This window comes from Exiguobacterium sp. s166 (assembly GCF_018618855.1).
Taxonomy (GTDB): domain Bacteria; phylum Bacillota; class Bacilli; order Exiguobacteriales; family Exiguobacteriaceae; genus Exiguobacterium_A.
The window spans coordinates 111,442-127,562 of sequence record NZ_JACSMU010000006.1 but is presented as its reverse complement, the minus strand read 5'-3'; the positions used below and the strand labels follow the sequence as shown (position 1 = coordinate 127,562).

At 50.1% G+C, this 16,121-nt stretch carries 18 protein-coding genes and 1 riboswitch; of the genes, 6 read left to right on the top strand and 12 right to left on the bottom strand.

Going from position 1 to position 16,121, the window contains the following annotated elements; genetic code table 11:
- Positions 1 to 3: 3 nt before the first annotated feature.
- Positions 4 to 1,029 carry an iron-containing alcohol dehydrogenase family protein gene (locus tag KNP93_RS12925; protein ID WP_214855628.1) on the bottom strand — a complete coding sequence of 342 codons (1,026 nt, stop codon included), beginning with the start codon at positions 1,027 to 1,029 and terminating at the stop codon, positions 4 to 6.
- Between the two features lie 138 nt (positions 1,030 to 1,167).
- On the opposite strand from KNP93_RS12925, the gene KNP93_RS12920 reads away from it, so the two are divergent.
- Positions 1,168 to 1,992 (top strand): aldo/keto reductase, encoded by an 825-nt coding sequence (locus tag KNP93_RS12920; RefSeq protein WP_131973310.1) that lies wholly within the window; start codon positions 1,168 to 1,170, stop codon positions 1,990 to 1,992.
- Between the two features lie 73 nt (positions 1,993 to 2,065).
- Here the strand turns inward: KNP93_RS12920 and KNP93_RS12915 are convergent, their stop codons facing one another.
- From KNP93_RS12915 to KNP93_RS12905, 3 genes are all read right to left on the bottom strand, one after another.
- The gene (locus KNP93_RS12915; protein WP_214855626.1) at positions 2,066 to 2,821 is read right to left on the bottom strand and encodes a general stress protein; all 756 of its coding nucleotides are present in this window, start codon (positions 2,819 to 2,821) and stop codon (positions 2,066 to 2,068) included.
- A gap of 123 nt (positions 2,822 to 2,944) precedes the next feature.
- Positions 2,945 to 3,262, bottom strand: coding sequence for a DMT family transporter (locus tag KNP93_RS12910; RefSeq protein WP_114597082.1), 318 nt, complete (start codon positions 3,260 to 3,262; stop codon positions 2,945 to 2,947).
- Complete coding sequence (locus KNP93_RS12905) at positions 3,259 to 3,588, bottom strand: DMT family transporter (protein WP_114597081.1); 330 nt, start codon at positions 3,586 to 3,588, stop codon at positions 3,259 to 3,261. Before KNP93_RS12905 ends, KNP93_RS12910 begins: the two co-directional genes overlap by 4 nt.
- A 263-nt stretch (positions 3,589 to 3,851) precedes the next feature.
- Between KNP93_RS12905 and KNP93_RS12900 the strand changes: the two genes are divergently transcribed.
- Both KNP93_RS12900 and KNP93_RS12895 read left to right on the top strand, forming a co-directional pair.
- Positions 3,852 to 4,409, top strand: a complete 558-nt coding sequence (locus KNP93_RS12900) for a GNAT family N-acetyltransferase (RefSeq protein WP_114597080.1) — start codon at positions 3,852 to 3,854, stop codon at positions 4,407 to 4,409.
- A 176-nt stretch (positions 4,410 to 4,585) separates the two neighbouring features.
- Entirely contained in the window at positions 4,586 to 7,138 is a 2,553-nt protein-coding gene (locus KNP93_RS12895; RefSeq protein ID WP_251138814.1) for a C40 family peptidase, read from the top strand.
- Between the two features lie 54 nt (positions 7,139 to 7,192).
- On the opposite strand, the gene KNP93_RS12890 is transcribed toward KNP93_RS12895, so the two are convergent.
- On the bottom strand, positions 7,193 to 7,486 hold the full coding sequence (locus KNP93_RS12890) for a putative quinol monooxygenase (RefSeq protein WP_214855623.1): 294 nt from the start codon (positions 7,484 to 7,486) through the stop codon (positions 7,193 to 7,195).
- Between the two features lie 77 nt (positions 7,487 to 7,563).
- Here KNP93_RS12890 and KNP93_RS12885 point away from each other — a divergent pair, with 77 nt between their 5' ends.
- Together KNP93_RS12885 and msrA are read left to right on the top strand one after the other, a co-directional pair.
- Positions 7,564 to 8,736, top strand: coding sequence for a M20 metallopeptidase family protein (locus KNP93_RS12885; RefSeq protein WP_114597078.1), 1,173 nt, complete (start codon positions 7,564 to 7,566; stop codon positions 8,734 to 8,736).
- A 71-nt stretch (positions 8,737 to 8,807) separates the two neighbouring features.
- Positions 8,808 to 8,911: riboswitch (SAM riboswitch) on the top strand.
- Between the two features lie 104 nt (positions 8,912 to 9,015).
- Entirely contained in the window at positions 9,016 to 9,546 is a 531-nt protein-coding gene (msrA, locus tag KNP93_RS12880) for a peptide-methionine (S)-S-oxide reductase MsrA (RefSeq protein ID WP_114597077.1), read from the top strand.
- A 99-nt stretch (positions 9,547 to 9,645) separates the two neighbouring features.
- Here msrA and KNP93_RS12875 read toward each other — a convergent pair whose 3' ends face one another.
- From KNP93_RS12875 to KNP93_RS12865, 3 genes are all read right to left on the bottom strand, one after another.
- Positions 9,646 to 10,125, bottom strand: a complete 480-nt coding sequence (locus tag KNP93_RS12875; RefSeq protein ID WP_114597076.1) for a DMT family transporter — start codon at positions 10,123 to 10,125, stop codon at positions 9,646 to 9,648.
- Between the two features lie 23 nt (positions 10,126 to 10,148).
- Positions 10,149 to 10,577 (bottom strand): DMT family transporter, encoded by a 429-nt coding sequence (locus KNP93_RS12870; protein ID WP_214855620.1) that lies wholly within the window; start codon positions 10,575 to 10,577, stop codon positions 10,149 to 10,151.
- A gap of 117 nt (positions 10,578 to 10,694) precedes the next feature.
- On the bottom strand, positions 10,695 to 11,630 hold the full coding sequence (locus tag KNP93_RS12865; protein ID WP_114597074.1) for an NAD(P)H-dependent flavin oxidoreductase: 936 nt from the start codon (positions 11,628 to 11,630) through the stop codon (positions 10,695 to 10,697).
- A gap of 82 nt (positions 11,631 to 11,712) precedes the next feature.
- On the opposite strand from KNP93_RS12865, the gene KNP93_RS12860 reads away from it, so the two are divergent.
- On the top strand, positions 11,713 to 12,231 hold the full coding sequence (locus tag KNP93_RS12860) for a gamma carbonic anhydrase family protein (RefSeq protein WP_114597073.1): 519 nt from the start codon (positions 11,713 to 11,715) through the stop codon (positions 12,229 to 12,231).
- 51 nt (positions 12,232 to 12,282) lie between these two features.
- Here the strand turns inward: KNP93_RS12860 and paaX are convergent, their stop codons facing one another.
- The 4 genes from paaX to KNP93_RS12840 all read right to left on the bottom strand — a co-directional run bounded on the left by paaX (position 12,283) and on the right by KNP93_RS12840 (position 16,085).
- The gene (gene paaX, locus KNP93_RS12855; RefSeq protein WP_114597072.1) at positions 12,283 to 13,167 is read right to left on the bottom strand and encodes a phenylacetic acid degradation operon negative regulatory protein PaaX; all 885 of its coding nucleotides are present in this window, start codon (positions 13,165 to 13,167) and stop codon (positions 12,283 to 12,285) included.
- Between the two features lie 76 nt (positions 13,168 to 13,243).
- Complete coding sequence (locus KNP93_RS12850) at positions 13,244 to 14,014, bottom strand: enoyl-CoA hydratase-related protein (RefSeq protein ID WP_114597071.1); 771 nt, start codon at positions 14,012 to 14,014, stop codon at positions 13,244 to 13,246.
- A complete protein-coding gene (locus KNP93_RS12845) occupies positions 14,011 to 15,219 on the bottom strand; it encodes an acetyl-CoA C-acyltransferase (protein WP_214855617.1) in 1,209 nt (402 codons plus the stop codon). The genes KNP93_RS12850 and KNP93_RS12845 overlap by 4 nt, the downstream gene beginning before the upstream one ends.
- Positions 15,216 to 16,085, bottom strand: a complete 870-nt coding sequence (locus KNP93_RS12840; RefSeq protein WP_114597112.1) for a 3-hydroxyacyl-CoA dehydrogenase — start codon at positions 16,083 to 16,085, stop codon at positions 15,216 to 15,218. The genes KNP93_RS12845 and KNP93_RS12840 overlap by 4 nt, the downstream gene beginning before the upstream one ends.
- Positions 16,086 to 16,121: the final 36 nt, after the last annotated feature.

The following is a 16,121-nucleotide window of genomic DNA, read 5'->3' as shown; positions in this document are numbered from 1 at the left end:
CCATCAAGATATGAGTACTGCTTCCCGATCATTTTTTATTAGGGCCGAAAGAACGGTCGCCTCTGACCAATCCGTCGCAATCAGTTGACAAAGCGGTTCCTGACCAATTCGTTGCGCCAAGTCGGCTCGCTCCGCTTCCGTCAATCCAAGCGCTGTACTCGTCGTCGGTTGTTTGTTTTCAATCAAATACTGTCGCAACTCTTTATAGGACGCTGTTTCACCTAACAATAACTCCTGAATCAACAAGCCGTAACCGACTTTACTTCCGTGTAAAATCCGATGCGTCGACGGGAACGGAGATAACGCATTATGAACGCCGTGACCAATCGCCCCGCGTGTTGCTTCGTCACCGAATCCACCGACACTTCCGGCCAGTGGAATAACCGTCTCCACCAGATGTTGAATCGGGGACGAATACTCCTGAAATCGTTCTGAACTGATCGGTGTCTGCAAAATTAATCGTTTACAGTGCTCTGCCATCCGTAAGGTCGATTCAACGACCGGATGATCAGAAGTCGATCCGCTCAGCGCCCGGGCTTCGTACCATTTCGCTAATGTATCGACCAGTCCGGCAACAAAATAATCATATGGACTGGCTGCTAAAATCCGGTGATCGAGCAATAATGCTTCAATGACGACAGGAATCGTGTCAAAACGAAGGTACCGCCCCCGTTCATTATACATGACACTGAGAGGTGTCCACGGGGCACAGTTCGAGACGATCGTCGGAATAACAATCAACGGGCAATTTCGTTTGACCGCAACTTGTTTGGCCGTATCAATAACGGATCCGCCGCCAAGAGCGATGATCATTTCGTACGTGGCACATCGTTCTGCCAGCTTAGCTACCTGCTGATCGGTACAGTGTCCTGTAAACAGCAGCTTCGGCAGTTCCGGCAAATACTGTGCGGACGATTTTAATGCCTGTTCACCGTGAATCAGCACCGCTTTTCTCCCCCGTAACAATTCTGAAAGCCGCTCGACGGCTTGTTCTTCGTGTATGTATTGTAAAACGGCTTGACGAATCATCCTGATCCCTCCCATTATTTGTTAACGCTCAGTATACGGATTTCCTGGCGCCAATTCAACCCTTCCTTTGATTCGATTTTCGAAAGGGAAAGGCGTAAACTGGGTAAGACAGGATTATCATCTTAAGGGGGAATTCAAATGGAATTTGTTACGCTGAACAACGGGCTGGTCATGCCGCAACTCGGATACGGTGTGTTTAAAGTCCCGGAACAGGAAGTATATGAAGCGGTGCGGGAAGCTTTACGGGTCGGCTACCGTTCCATTGATACGGCAATGATTTATGAAAACGAGGCCGGTGTCGGTCGCGCCTTAAAGGATTCGGGGATTCCACGGGAAGATATCTTTTTGACGACAAAGGTTTGGAATAAGGATCAAGGTTATGAACGGACACTGGCCGCGTTTGAAACCAGTCTCCAAAAGCTCGGGGTTGATTACGTTGATTTATACTTGATTCATTGGCCGATGCCGGACGAGGATTTGTATATGGATACGTGGCGTGCTTTAGAACAGCTGTATCGAGATGGCAAAACAAAAGCGATCGGAGTATCGAATTTCCACATTCCGCATTTAACACGGGTATTGGAAGAAGGAACCGTCGTCCCTGCCGTCAATCAAATCGAACTGCATCCGTTCTTAAGTCAGGAAGCGATTCGCGCATTTTGCCAAAAGAACGGGATTGTCGTCGAAGCCTGGAGCCCGTTGATGAAGGGACGCGATGCCTTAACAGACCCGGTCATCACAGACATCGCGGCACGTCACGGTAAGACACCTGCTCAAGTCGTTCTCCGTTGGCATCTTCAGCATGACATCATCGCGATCCCGAAATCCGTCACACCAAGCCGGATTCAGGAAAACTTGGACATCTTTGATTTTGTGTTATCACCGGATGACATGCGACAAATCGATCAGCTCAATCGGAATGAGCGGACCGGCTCGAATCCGGACGACATGCATAAAAAATAAGACGAGGCTTACATCAACGTAAACATCGCCCCATACAAAAAGGCTGACATGAGCGTCAGCCTTTTTGTATGCATTAACGGTCCAAATCATTTCCGTGATCTTGTTTTGCTAAATCATCGGAATGATCCGCCGAACGGTTCGGACGGTGGATGTCGTCTTTTTTCACGTCCTGCTGTTCTTCGTGACGTACTTTTTGTTCTTCCCACTCCGGACGCTTAAAATCATCGTCCCGGCGCATCGCGATATCCGGTTTACGATCTTCTTTTAACTTGGCATGATGAATGGCTTCTTCGTCTTGCGGCATCTTATCCGTACCCGCACGGTGCAAATCAATCTCCGCGTGTTCTTCTTTTGAGTCTTTATCGACATCAAGCGGATTTCCCGATCCGAGTTGGGCATTTGAATTGGCATCGTCCGATGTATGCGTTTCTTCGTAACTGCCGTAACGTACTTTGACGTCAGGATGTGTATTGTCCGTGTTTAAGTGGGGATCGAACTGAATGTCCTGAACTTCCAGTAACAGAACGAATCCACCGCCTTCGACTTCCGTCTTATGGACCTCGACTTGATCCGCCGGTAAATCGAGTGAACCAAACAGATCATTTACTTCCTGATCACGTCCCTGATTCCCGCGAATCCGGTCAATCCACGACGGTTTCGTCGTCGCGATTTCCGCGTCCATCTGACTGCGGACCAGTTGAAGATTCGATTTTTCTTTAACGATGATATAAAAATCTTCTTCGCGATGACCTTGCTGATGCAACTCATCCATTTTTGAAATCAGTTCTTCTTCTTTATAAAACGTTCCGATATACTGTTTCGTTTTCATACCAATCCATCCCCTTATGCACGAATTTAATGACGTACTTGTCTTATAAGGAGTATTTCCTTTTTTCAGCTAAAATATGCCACCCAGTCGGCTCAAACAGGAAAAGTAATCTAAATGATATGTTTATTCTCCGACCAGCTTCAAACCGATCGTCGCACTGAGAATTAAACCGATACAAACAATCCGTTTCCAATCCTTCGCTTCGTTGTAAAAAATCATGCTGAGAATCGTCCCGCCGGCTGCTCCAATTCCGGTCCACACCGCATAAGCCGTCCCCATCGGCAGCTCGTTCATCGCCAAAGTGAGGAATAAAAAACTGAGACCAAAACCAGCGAACATCAACAACAGATTTTTGGTGTTTTTTTGCTGATTAAACGTATTGATCAGGACGACACCCAACATTTCAAAGAGTCCTGCTAAAATTAAATAGAACCAACTCATTGTTGTTCCCCCTCCCCACTGACTAATTTCAAACCAATCACGCCCACTAACAGGACTGCAATCAACATCAACTTGATGATGGATGCCGACTGACCGAATAAGACGATATCCGTTACGACCGTACCCGCTGTCCCGAGTCCGACGAACACCGCATAGACTGTTCCGACCGGCAGATGATTACTGACCTTGATTAACACCGTGAAGCTGACGATGATGCTGACAATCGTCGCTCCCCACTCGAGTGGGGTCGCAGCGTGTTTTAATCCGATGACCCAACCGACTTCAAAAAAGGATGCCAGGATGATGCTTAACCAATATTTTGCCATGTTGTTTCCTCCTCTGTTTCGAATCAAACAAAAAAGCCCGGGAGCAAGCGCCTAAACGCTTTACTCCCGGGCTTTTATCCCTCCGTTGCATAAGGTGTCCCTTATGTTCCTCCCTTGGTCCAGCCGAACGGAACCCTAGAGGATTACTATTCTGTTCATTCGATACCAAGACTTTAGCACGCCCGATTTTGCCTGTCAAACAGGAAAATCCGGCTGAACAGCCAATATCTTATAAAGAGTCAACTATAGAGGAGGAGTCCATCATGCGCTACAAAATCAATGAGCAACTACGGATCCGTCGTTTTACTCCAGAAGATTTAGAAGCTGTCCATGCCTATGCCTCAAAACCCATTGTCAGTCAGTATCAATCGTGGGGACCCAACTCCGAAAGTGACAGCAAACAATTTATTCATGACGCACTTGAAAGTGAACTTGAGAATCCGCGCCGCCGGTATGTCTTCGCCGTCACCTTCCCGGATGATCGTGTGATTGGAGCCGGTGAACTAGTGATCACCGATACCGAACACAAAACGGCGGAGATCGGTTATATTCTGTCGCCGGATGAATGGGGAAACGGCTATGCGACATCCGTTGCCGCATTTTTACTCGAATTCGGATTCGAGAAACTGGAGTTACACCGGATTACAGCCACGTGTGACCCGCGAAACGTCGCTTCAGAACGTGTCCTGCAGAAAGTCGGGATGACGAAAGAAGGTCAGCTTCGCGAAACGGTATATCTCGAAGACCATTGGCGTGATTCCCTCATTTACGGCATGCTTGATTGGGAGTGGCAGGTCGATCACGAAGACGATCAAAAATAAACCAGACCGGTACCCCTTATCCAGGAGGTACCGTTTTTTCGTCTCCTCTCCTCGTATCATTTGGTTGATGATTGACTTTTTTTGATATCTTTTTACACCAATAAAAATGAACATGGTAAACTTAGTTTTAAATGGAGCGAAAATTAAATTTCTATAGAAATGGAGTTTTACATACGATGCCTCTTTCAAAAAAATGGTTCACGACACTTGCCGCTTCCGTCATGCTGTTCAGTTCTTTCCCGATTAATACGCTTGCAGAAGGCGACGTTTCGCAAACGGTCGTCGATGAGCAAACTGAAGTTTCGACCGGCAAATTGTTTACCCAAACCGATACCCCGGTCTTCGAAACACCGGAAAGTAAAGAACCCGTCGCTACCCTGCCCGCAACAACTGAAGTCGAGACGTTCGGAGTCGAAGGTCTCTTCACACGTATCCTGCTCGATGGAGTCTATCGTTTTGTAAAGACAGACCAATTAGCGGATACCCCTACGTATCCGAAAATCGACAGCCGGTATACGAATAAAGTTACAGTCCTTTATCCAACGGCGGATTCGTCAACGGCGACCACTCAGACACTCGCTCAAAATAATAAAATTGATACCTATGGTCAGGTCGGTCTCTTCACCCGGATTAAACAGGATACCGGTTATCTGTTCGTCCTGACAGCGGATTTAAGTACGACCCCTGTGTACTCGATGACAGGTGAACGGTTCGTTCAGGAAAAAACGTCGGTTTATCCAACAGCTGATGCAGTTGGAACACCGCTCACCACGTTGAAACAAAACGATTCCATCAAGACGTTCGGGACGTCAGGGACTTTTACCCGGATCGAATGGAACGGTACATATGCTTTTGTCTTAACAGCTCACCTCGGAACGAAACCGGTCGTCTCGTATGAAGCAACCGGCAAAAAGTACAGTCAGCAACTTGCCAACGTCTACCCAACCGCTGCGGCGACCGGGAAACTGCTTGGGACATTGGCACAAAATCAATTAGTCGACATCTACGGTGTATCCGGTGCTTATACACGAGTCCGCTTAAACGGTGTCTATGGATTTGTCCTGACGGCTCAGTTAGGAGATCTGGAGGTCTTTGCACAAACAGCCCGTTTGTATGTCCAGTCTCCTACTCCAATCCGCCAAGCACCCAATGCATCGAGTCCCGTCTTAAAAGAACACCAGACGAATACCCTGCTGACGGTCTACGGAACAAGCGGCGCCTACAGCCGGATCTTATTCCGCGGACAATATGCATATGTCCTGACGAGCGCACTTGCTCCTTTAAAAGTCTATGCCAAGACAGCCCGTTTGTATGTACAGACACCATCAGCGATCCGTTCCGCCCCTAACACGTCCAGTCCTGTCCTAAAGCAACATCAGACGAACACCCTGTTAACAGTCTACGGAACGAGCGGCGCCTACAGCCGGATTTTATTCCGGGGACAATATGCGTACGTCTTAACGAGTACGCTCGCCACAACAAAAATCTATGCTAAGACAGGTCTCCGGTATGCAAGCAAACCGACATCGATTTTTAAAGACACGACGACAAAAACGATTGTCCGCACAATGAAACGGGCGGAATCGATCGATATTTACGGCACAAGCGGCGCGTATACACGTGTCAAAATCGGATCGGTGTACGGTTACGTCAAGACAACGGATCTCGTCACGAAAAAACCAGACTTGTATGATGTCACCGGAATCCGTTACGTTCTCGATGATAAAGTGGTCGTTCACCCAAAAGCCAGTCTGACAGGAAAAATCGGCACCCTGAAAAAGAATACGCAACTGTCGATTTACGGCAAAAGCGGCTACTACACACGGGTCAAGATCGGGACGACGTTTGGCTTTGTCGACTCGAGCAAACTCGGCTTAAACAAACCGGTCGCACCGTCTAAAGTCGGAACCGTCTTTTATGTTCATTTTGATCAGACCCCGCTGTTTTCGGCCGATGTCGCGTACAGCCGCCCTGCCGCTTATCTCAATAAAGGCACGAAGCTGATCGGTCTGAAGGCAATTGACGATGATTTCTGGCACGTCCGCTTACCGAACGGTACGACAGGTTATGTCATCAATCCCTACATCGGGACGACGAAACCGGATATGCGTTATACCCAACAAGCGATTAACCGGCAAAAAGTTTATACGGTCAAAACAACGACGTCTTATTTTGCGACGCCGGCTAGTCCAAAAAGCACTGGATTGATCGAACAGGGAAAACGGGTTTATCCCCGGTACCGGGTCGGCAATTTTTATGTCATTCAATCCGGCTGGTCACCTGTTTATCTGCCGATTAGTGCCGTCAGCGTCAAGACGGATACACGGATTGCACAGAAAAACACATCGCGCGGAGAAAAGTTGATTCAAGCGGCCGCCAAACACCTCGGTACACCGTACACATGGGGTTCGCAAACCTCAGCCAACGGCGGGTTTGATTGTTCAGGACTGATTCATTATGCAACGAACCAAGCCGGGAAGTACGGGGGACGGACCAATGTCAGCGGCTACTGGTACGGCGCCTTCTTTACAAATCGCCGGACGACGATCAGCAGTGGAAAACGGTCGGATATCGTCTTTTTCGAAAATACCTACACGGACGGACCGTCACACATCGGGATCATGCTCGACAATGAATATTTCATTCATGCGGGCGGATCGCAACTCCAGATCAATTCGATTTATGAACCACGCTGGCGGGAACATTTCCTCGGCTTTAAATCGATGTAACAACGAAAAGGGCGTATGGATCCTTGCGGATCCATACGCCCTTCTTTCCTTGTTTCAGAATGTCATCTCGACGTATTTCGTCACTTGACGGTCCTCCAGGTACAGCTCGATTTGTTCCCGGTATGCTTTATAGTGGTCCGATGCAATATGGGCTTCCAGTGCTTCTTCATCCTGATAGACTTCATAGAGCATGAACTGATGTTCATTTTCAATCGATTGATGTAATGTATAACGCAAGCAGCCCGGCTCGTTTTGTGCTGCTTTGTAGACTGTGCTTAAAATCGGAAAGACTTGATCAGCTAACCCTGCTTTGACTGTAAGAACGGCATTGACGATAATTTCACCCATATGTTGATTCCTCCTCTGATTGATTACCTCTATCTGTACCCGTTTTTACTCAAGACATACCGAAAAGGATGATTTCGATGCAAGAAAATTTATTCACCTACTTAACTGAGTATGAATCCGAAATGATTCGTTTACGCCGCGACTTTCACCGCCATCCGGAATTATCGTTTCAGGAAGTGCGGACTCCTGCTAAAATCGCTGCTTTTTACGATGAACTCGGTATTCCGTACCGGGCAAACGTCGGCGGCAGCGGGATTGTCGCGACACTGAAAGGAACACGTCCCGGAAAAACAATCGCCATCCGGGCCGATTTTGATGCGTTACCGTTACAGGAAGAGACGGAGTTATCGTTCCGTTCGATCCGCCCCGGCGTCATGCATGCCTGCGGACACGACGGTCATACGGCGATTGTCCTCGGACTGGCCGCTGCTTTTCATGCCATACAGGATGAACTGGCAGGTAGTGTCGTCTTCATTCATCAACACGGTGAAGAAGTGTTCCCCGGCGGTGCCATCCAGATGATTGAGGACGGTTGTCTCGACGGTGTCGATGCGATCTTCGGCACGCATCTCGAAAATGATCTTCCGGTCGGATCAATCGGTTATCACAGCGGTCATACATTATGTGCCATCGATGAATTTGAGATCGTCGTTCACGGTCAAGGCGGTCATGCCCAGGCGCCGCACCGGACACAGGATGCGCTCGTCGCCGGTGCCCAGCTTGTCTGTAATCTCCAGCATCTCGTCAGCCGGCGCGTTGATCCGTTTGAACCGGCTATCGTTGCGATCGGCTCGTTCCACGCCGGGACGGCACCGAACATCGTCACCGGCGAAGCTCGGATCGTCGGAGAAATCCGGACGTTCAATGAACAGCTCCGGCACCAGTTACGCCAACAGGTCGATCTCGTCGCGCGAACGACGTGTGCTGGAATTGGCGCCACGTATTCCATTGATTTCACGACCGGTTATCCGTCGCTTTGGAATCATCCGGATGAAACACAGCTCGTCCGGGAAGCGGCCGGCTTTTTACCGGAAGCACAGGTTCGCGAGATGAAACCGATGATGGCAGCGGATGACTTTGCCTATTACCTCGAAAAAGTACCGGGCAGTTATTTCTTCACAGGCTCTGCAAAGACGGATGGACGGACGATTTATCCGCAACACCATCCGAAGTACGAAATCGATGAGCAGTCCTTGCTGATCGGGGCGAAAACGTTAGGAGCGACCGTTCTTCGTGCCCTGCAAACATAAGGATTGACTTTCCACTTTTATGAATGGTATTATCATCCCAATGATAACGAACTTACATCAACTTCATATAACACTTATCAAGAGTGGACCGAGAGATCTGGATCGATGACGTCCCAGCAACCTGCGCATAGCAAGGTGCTACGACCAGCAAAGCGAAAGCTTTGGTTGATAAAAAGCGGCGACTCCTTTTGCAACCAAGCAAAGGAGTCGTTTTCGTTTTCTCACTGTCAGACATGACAGGATGACGGCTCAAGAAGCCAAGGGAAAGGGAGAGATGACATGGAAAAAGCAACATTTGCAGGAGGATGTTTCTGGTGCATGGTGACACCATTTGAGGAACTGCCGGGGATTCACAGTATCGTATCCGGCTATACAGGAGGACATGTCGACAATCCGACATACGAGCAAGTCAAAACCGGAACGACCGGACATTCCGAAGTCGTCGAAATTACATTTGATCCGGCCCTGTTCTCATACGAACGGTTACTCGAACTGTACTGGCCTCAAACGGATCCGACCGATGCCGGCGGACAATTCCAGGACCGCGGTACACAGTATGCTCCGGCGATTTTTTATCATACGGAACAACAACGCCTTGCAGCGATTGCGTCACGTGATGCGCTGGCTGCAACAAACCGTTTCAAACAACCGATCGTCACCCGGATCGAACCGGCACACGCTTTCTATCCGGCGGAAGAATACCATCAGGACTTCCACAAAAAAAATCCGGCCCACTACAAAAAAGACCGGAAAGCCTCCGGCCGTGATGCCTTTATCGACGTCGCCTGGAAAGAAGAAGTATCCGTCTGATTTAAATGAAACGTCTTTTAAAAGAGATCACCCTTTCACGCACTTTACTGTAAAAGTTGCGTGAAAGCCGTGATCTCTTTTGAGTGGTTGACGATGTTTTTAAGAAATCGCTTTGATTTCATCTGTTTGATTTGACTCGTCCACGACCTGATAACGTTTTAAGACGAAAATGCCGCTCAACATGACGGCCAGGCCGATGATTTGACCAAACGATAACTCGACTTTCGGTAAACCGAACCAGCCAAAGACATCGACACAGAGCGCAAAACTGAGTTGCGAAATCAGGACGACGGAAATCGCAATCGACGGTCCCAGCAGTTGAATTCCCCGCATGACACAAAATACGACCCCGACACCAACGAAACCGCCAAATAGATAAAGCGGTTCGACCTCTGTAAGCGCCGCGACCTCCCCGCCCCGAAAGAAAACCAATGCGAGCAACGACCCGAGCAGTCCGACAAAAAAGACTAGCGTCGTCGTCGCCCAAGCACCGAAGGCATGACTCATCCGTGCATTTAAAACGGTCTGTAAACTGATCATCATCCCTGCGACGATGGCACAAAACATTCCGAGTCCCATTCTAATTCCTCCTCATATTCCATTCAGGCAAATGAAAAAATCAAGACGCCGGTCAACATCAAGCCGACACCAACCCACTGCCCTGTATTACTGCTTTTTTTAATGACTCCGAACCAGCCGTTCAAATCAATCACAAAGGCACACAAAATCTGGGCGACGAGCAACAGCGACATCGCCCATGTCATGCCGAGTAATTGAATCGACGTCAGTTCCGTCACGACGACCAGGACACCAAGCAATCCGCCGCTTGCGTAAATCAGCGGCAACGTGCGAAAACCGCCGATTTTCCGGTCCCGGACAAATCCGTAAATTAATAAACAGCCGATCAGACCGACGAAATGAACGATCGTCACGGATAACCATGGACCAACCGCGTCACCGAGCCGGGCATTAAAAATGCCTTGCAAGGCAATGAACAATCCACTGAATAAGGCAAACACGACTCCTTGCATCTTCATCCTCCTTTTTCTCTAGTTACGAGTAGACCCTATTCTGTGATCTTTTGAAAGGACAAATGTCCTGAAACACAAAAAAGCCGACCTGATCGGTCAGCTGCGCTTATATTCACGTCACTGGAGGGCCCGGTATGTCCGTTCGATTCGCCCGAACGCATCATCCATCATCCGGTTAAAGAGCTCCGCAACGGTCGGAACATCATCAATCAAACCGGAAACGAGACCGGCATTGACGTATCCTGCCGTCTCGTCGCCTTCCAGTGCCCCTTTGATATGAAACGATTCGTTCGTCTGTTCTTGAAAGGCAGCGAGTGATGTCGGCTGCAACGCCTCGACGTACGGTCCGTTCAACACCCGCCGGACTTGTCCGACTTCTCGGCCAATGATTCGTGTCCCGAGATCATCCGCCTGCACAAGGTGTTTTTTATAGTGCTCATGGACACGGGATTCCTGAGTCGCAATCAACCGGGTTCCGAGCTGCACGCCTTCTGCTCCGAGCATCCAAGCTGCTGCAAGACCACGTCCGTCGCCGATGCCGCCCGCGGCAAGGACGGGAAGCGTGACATGATCTGTGATTTGCGGAATCAGGGTCATCGTCGTCAACTCGAGCGGTGAATTGATTCCCGCAGCCTCGACTCCTTCCGCTACCAATATGTCCACTCCGGACTGCTCGGCTTTAATTGCCTGTTTGACGGAAGCAACGACACCAATCGTCCGGATTCCCGCCTCCCGTAACTTCGATAAAAAAGGAGCCGGATTACCGGCTGACAAGGACACGACTGGAATCCGTTCCTCAATCGCTAACTCAATCAACTGTTCGGTATAAGGTGAGACCCGGATGGCGATATTCAAGGCAAACGGACGCGACGTCAAGCTTCGTGTCGCGTCAATCAATTGTTTAACCTCGACAGGCGTCATCGTTCCGCATCCAATCGTTCCGAGACCTCCGGCATTCGAGACCGCCGCCGTCAGTTCGGCATGGCTGATGTTCCCCATACCCCCTTGAATGATCGGCACATCAATCTGTAATGTGGTACATAGACGAGACATGGTCTCCCTCCGTTTCCGTTGTTAAGAATGGTATACTAAGTAGGACTGAATTTTAATTCATTTTTAGAAAAGAGGCGTCCTTATGAATATTCCGTACCGCGATGTTTCACCAAAGCTAGCCACACATGTTTTTGTCGCCCCCGGTGCTTTTTTGATTGGTGACGTAATCGTCGGCGAAGAATCGACGATTTGGTTCAATGCCGTCCTGCGCGGCGATGAAGGACCGATTACGATCGGCAAACGTTGCAGTATCCAGGACAATGCGACCATCCATCTTTATGAGGGTGCACCGGTCATTGTCGAAGATGAAGTGACGGTCGGTCACAATGCCATCTTGCACGGTTGCAAAATCGGTCGGCGCTCGATTGTCGGAATGGGAGCAACCGTCCTCGATCATGCTGAAATCGGGGAAGAATGTATCATCGGTGCCAACACCTTAATCCCGTCCGGCAAAAAATTCCCGCCTCGTTCGCTCATCATCGGGTCACCGGGTAAAGTCGTACGTGAACTCACGGCAGCCGATCTTGAGATGATTCAGGAATCGATCGATTCGTATGTCGATAAAGGGTATGCCTTCCGAAAACAGCTTGCTGACAATTGACGATCGGCACGAAAACGCTCATCTCGTTTCTTCGGGATGAGCGTTTTTGTTTTAGCGTTCTGCGAACAAGGGATGTTGCGAAGCATCATAATCGGCACTTTTTTGCGTCACATCATGCGTTTCACGAAAGATCGATTCAAAAAACCGGCTCGCCGGTTCCGCGAGCAACCGGTAGTATTGTTCAAACAGTAAGGCGGCATGATGACCGCTCCACTCATCCGGCAACAACTCTTGCGGCAGACCGGGATCGGTAAACAAAAACTTGCGGTATTCATGGACAAGGGTCGTCCGTTCGACAAAACACTGCTCCTCATCCATCTCGCCAAGCTGAATCCGGCTTTGATGGACGATATAACGCCGGCTGTATTCGGCGATGAACCGTTCATACCGTTCTTGCAACTCATCCAGTGGGAAAGCGCGTTCGACCAGCGATTGATCCGGTTGCGGTCCATGATATTCGCCGACGAAAAAATCGACATACTCGGTGATACCGTAGGCGTCAATCAATCGTTCCGCTTCTTTTTCGAGCGGGTTCGGTGAAATCCAGACCCCGTTCGATAAATTCCCGAAACCGCTCCACGACAACTCTTTTCGTAATTCATCGCGGATTTGCCGTTTGTCTTCCGGAATCGTATACATCAAGGTCCGCCATTTCCCGTCCCAGACATGAGGCGTCGATTTATAGATCCGTCGCGCGGCTTCTTCCATCCGCTCAACGCCGCGCGGGGTCAACGAATAAAAACTTTTTGTCCCTTGTTTTTGCGATGTCAGCCAGCCTTGTTTGACCATCCGGGAAACGGCAACCCGGACGGCCTGTTCATTATGACCAAATTCTTTCAGCAGGCGAATCAGACTGCCGACCCAGATTTGATTGCCGTAATGGCGGATGTAATCTCCGTATACTGTAAAAATCATCGATTGTGTATTCGCACTCATGTCATTCACTCTCTCTTTAATATAACGTTTTTTTGTGTACCGTTAGTATACGTGTTATTTCAGAAGACGACCATCCTCATTTCCCTTGAAACTGCGGTGTCCGTTTTTCAGCGAAGGCACGTAACGCCTCCAGCCGGTCTTCCGTCGGGATGACCACTTCATAAGCTGTTGTCTCAATTCCCAAGCCTTCCGCGAGCGTATGATCCAGTCCTTGATCAATCGCCATTTTTGCCTGGCGGATGGCGACCGGTCCGTTTTGTAACATCTCATCCGCAAACGAAAGACAAACTTCCATCAATTCTTCCCCTGTTGCGACGACCCGCGAGACGATTCCGTACTGTTCAGCGGTCTGTGCATCAATTTTCTTAGCAGTGAAAATCAATTCCTTCGCCCGGGTCTCTCCAATCAACCGTGGCAACCGTTGTGTCCCGCCGGCACCGGGAATGATGCCGAAACTGGTTTCTGTCAATCCGACCAGTGCTCCTTTGACGATCATCCGGAAATCACAGGCGAGCATCCATTCGAAGCCGCCCCCGAGCGCATGACCATTGACGGCCGCGATCGTCGGTTGCGGCAAATTGGCGATGTCGGTGAAGACGTCACGAATGGCTTCGACGTTGCGCCGGACTTCCGTTTCGTTTAATGTCACCCGTTCCTTCAAGTCAGCGCCGGCGCTGAACGCCTTCCCTGTTCCGGTAAAGATGACAATCCGGATGGTCGGATCGTGACGGACGGTCGTGACCAGCTGTTGCAGCTCGACGAGCGTCGGATAATCAAAACAGTTCATCCGTTCCGGCCGGTCAATCCGGATGATGGCGACGTGATCCGATCGTTCCAAATGAATCATGTGAGTCCCTCCCGTTCAACGACGAGGGCAATGCCTTGTCCGACTCCGACACACATCGTCGCGAGACCGTATGTCTGATTCGTACGGCACATCTCGTGAATCAACGTCGTTAAAATCCGTGCCCCACTGGCACCGAGCGGATGACCAAAGGCAATCGCTCCTCCGTTGACATTGACTTTTTCCGCTGGTAATTCGAGTTCTTGCATACAGGCGACGCTTTGCGCCGCAAACGCTTCGTTGAGTTCAATCAAATCCAGCTGGTCGACCGTCAATCCTGCCCGGTTCAGCGCTTTGCGCGTCGCATCAACCGGTCCGATTCCCATGACAGCCGGTTCGACGCCGGCAACGGCACTGGCCCGGTAATAGGCGAGCGGCGTCAACCCGAGACGTTCCGCTGTTTCTTCACTCATCAATAACAAGGCAGCTGCCCCGTCGTTGACACCGGAAGCATTCCCTGCCGTGACGGTGCCGTTCGGAAACAGGCTTTTAAGCGTGCCCAGTTGTTCACGACTCGTGTCGGGACGTGGATGTTCATCCGTCTTCACTTCGACGACCTGTCCTTTGCGTGTCGTATACTGCACCGGAACAAGTTCTGTTTGAAAACGATGTGTCTCCATCGCCTGTTTCGCCCGTTGCTGACTTAAATAGGCAAAATCATCCTGTGCCTCCCGAGAGATACCATAGCGGACCGCTACATGTTCCGCTGTCTCCGGCATCGAGTCTGTTCCGTACATATCTTGCAGTTTTTCATTGACGAACCGCCACCCGATCGTCGTATCGTAGATCGCCGGATTCCCGCGGGCGAAACCGGTTTCCGGCTTGCCCATGACGAGCGGAGCCCGGGTCATGCTTTCCGTTCCGCCGGCAATATAAATCTCCCCTTCGTTCATCGCAATCGCCCGGGCTGCGGCGATGACAGCATCGAGTCCGGAACCGCACAACCGGTTAACGGTTGTTCCGGCAACTTCGACCGGCAGACCGGCAAGCAGGCCAGACATGCGGGCGACATTCCGGTTGTCTTCTCCCGCCTGATTGGCATTTCCAAAAATCACTTCTTCGATTAAATGCGGATCCAGCTCCGGATTTCGATCAACGAGCGCTTTGATGACACAAGCCCCTAAATCATCCGGCCGGACGTCTTTGAGTACTCCGTTATAGCGGCCGATTGGTGTACGGACCGCATCCATGATCGCGACACGTCTCATCGGCTCTTCACCCCGCTGTCCGAATAATCATAGACGCCGCGCCCGGTTTTCCGTCCGAGACGTCCTGCTTTGACGTATTGTTCGAGGAGCGGTGCCGGACGGTATTTTTCGCCTAACTTTTCGTGAAGATACCGTAGATTGTTTAAGCGGGTGTCGAGTCCGACGAGATCCCCGAGTTCGAACGGTCCCATCGGATAGTTCAGTCCGAGCTTAATTGCTTTATCAATTTCTTCCGGTGTGCCGAGTCCTTCCTGCAACATATAAAATGCTTCATTGCCGACAAGGGCACTGATGCGTGACGTGACGAATCCGGGAAACTCCCGGATGACAACTGTCTCTTTCCCCATTTGTTGCGCAACGGTTTCACAAATCGACACGGTCTCTTCTGACGTTTCAAGCCCCCGTGCCAGTTCGACGAGCGGCATCCGGTGAACCGGATTAAAGAAATGCATCGCCATGACCCGTTCCGGACGTTTCGTAAACGAAGCAATCTCGGTCGGGCTCATCGTCGACGTATTGGTCGCAAAAATACAACCAGCCGGCGCATAACGGTCCAGTGTCTCAAAGACTGTCCGCTTAATCTCAAGCCGTTCCGGAACGGCTTCAATCACAAGATCTGCGTCTCTGACAGACTCCTTTAAATCCGTTGCATAACGCAAACGGTCGAACAGTTGCCCGACTTCTTCCGTCGTCATTTTCCCTCGGACGATGGCTTTATCGGCAACCTGTTCCAATTCCTGTTGTGCGGACGTCAGCAACTGTTGCTCGACATCGACCAATGTCACGGCAAATCCGCTGGCTGCTGCTACGTATGCAATCCCTCTGCCCATCACACCTGACCCTACGACCACCATCTGTTGAACCATCATCTGATTTTCCTCCTTTAAAAAACGTGCGGACGA

Bases quoted from the DNA above. Each gene is read 5' to 3' on its own strand.
- KNP93_RS12885 (WP_114597078.1), top strand. From the start codon at position 7,564: ATGCAAGAAAATTTATTCACCTACTTAACTGAGTATGAATCCGAAATG.
- KNP93_RS12910 (WP_114597082.1), bottom strand. From the start codon at position 3,262: ATGAGTTGGTTCTATTTAATTTTAGCAGGACTCTTTGAAATGTTGGGT.
- KNP93_RS12865 (WP_114597074.1), bottom strand. From the start codon at position 11,630: ATGTCTCGTCTATGTACCACATTACAGATTGATGTGCCGATCATTCAA.
- KNP93_RS12915 (WP_214855626.1), bottom strand. From the start codon at position 2,821: ATGAAAACGAAACAGTATATCGGAACGTTTTATAAAGAAGAAGAACTG.
- KNP93_RS12845 (WP_214855617.1), bottom strand. From the start codon at position 15,219: ATGAGACGTGTCGCGATCATGGATGCGGTCCGTACACCAATCGGCCGC.
- KNP93_RS12870 (WP_214855620.1), bottom strand. From the start codon at position 10,577: ATGCAAGGAGTCGTGTTTGCCTTATTCAGTGGATTGTTCATTGCCTTG.
- KNP93_RS12890 (WP_214855623.1), bottom strand. From the start codon at position 7,486: ATGGGTGAAATTATCGTCAATGCCGTTCTTACAGTCAAAGCAGGGTTA.
- KNP93_RS12860 (WP_114597073.1), top strand. From the start codon at position 11,713: ATGAATATTCCGTACCGCGATGTTTCACCAAAGCTAGCCACACATGTT.
- KNP93_RS12920 (WP_131973310.1), top strand. From the start codon at position 1,168: ATGGAATTTGTTACGCTGAACAACGGGCTGGTCATGCCGCAACTCGGA.
- KNP93_RS12900 (WP_114597080.1), top strand. From the start codon at position 3,852: ATGCGCTACAAAATCAATGAGCAACTACGGATCCGTCGTTTTACTCCA.
- msrA (WP_114597077.1), top strand. From the start codon at position 9,016: ATGGAAAAAGCAACATTTGCAGGAGGATGTTTCTGGTGCATGGTGACA.
- KNP93_RS12895 (WP_251138814.1), top strand. From the start codon at position 4,586: ATGCCTCTTTCAAAAAAATGGTTCACGACACTTGCCGCTTCCGTCATG.
- paaX (WP_114597072.1), bottom strand. From the start codon at position 13,167: ATGAGTGCGAATACACAATCGATGATTTTTACAGTATACGGAGATTAC.
- KNP93_RS12850 (WP_114597071.1), bottom strand. From the start codon at position 14,014: ATGATTCATTTGGAACGATCGGATCACGTCGCCATCATCCGGATTGAC.
- KNP93_RS12925 (WP_214855628.1), bottom strand. From the start codon at position 1,029: ATGATTCGTCAAGCCGTTTTACAATACATACACGAAGAACAAGCCGTC.
- KNP93_RS12875 (WP_114597076.1), bottom strand. From the start codon at position 10,125: ATGGGACTCGGAATGTTTTGTGCCATCGTCGCAGGGATGATGATCAGT.
- KNP93_RS12840 (WP_114597112.1), bottom strand. From the start codon at position 16,085: ATGGTTCAACAGATGGTGGTCGTAGGGTCAGGTGTGATGGGCAGAGGG.
- KNP93_RS12905 (WP_114597081.1), bottom strand. From the start codon at position 3,588: ATGGCAAAATATTGGTTAAGCATCATCCTGGCATCCTTTTTTGAAGTC.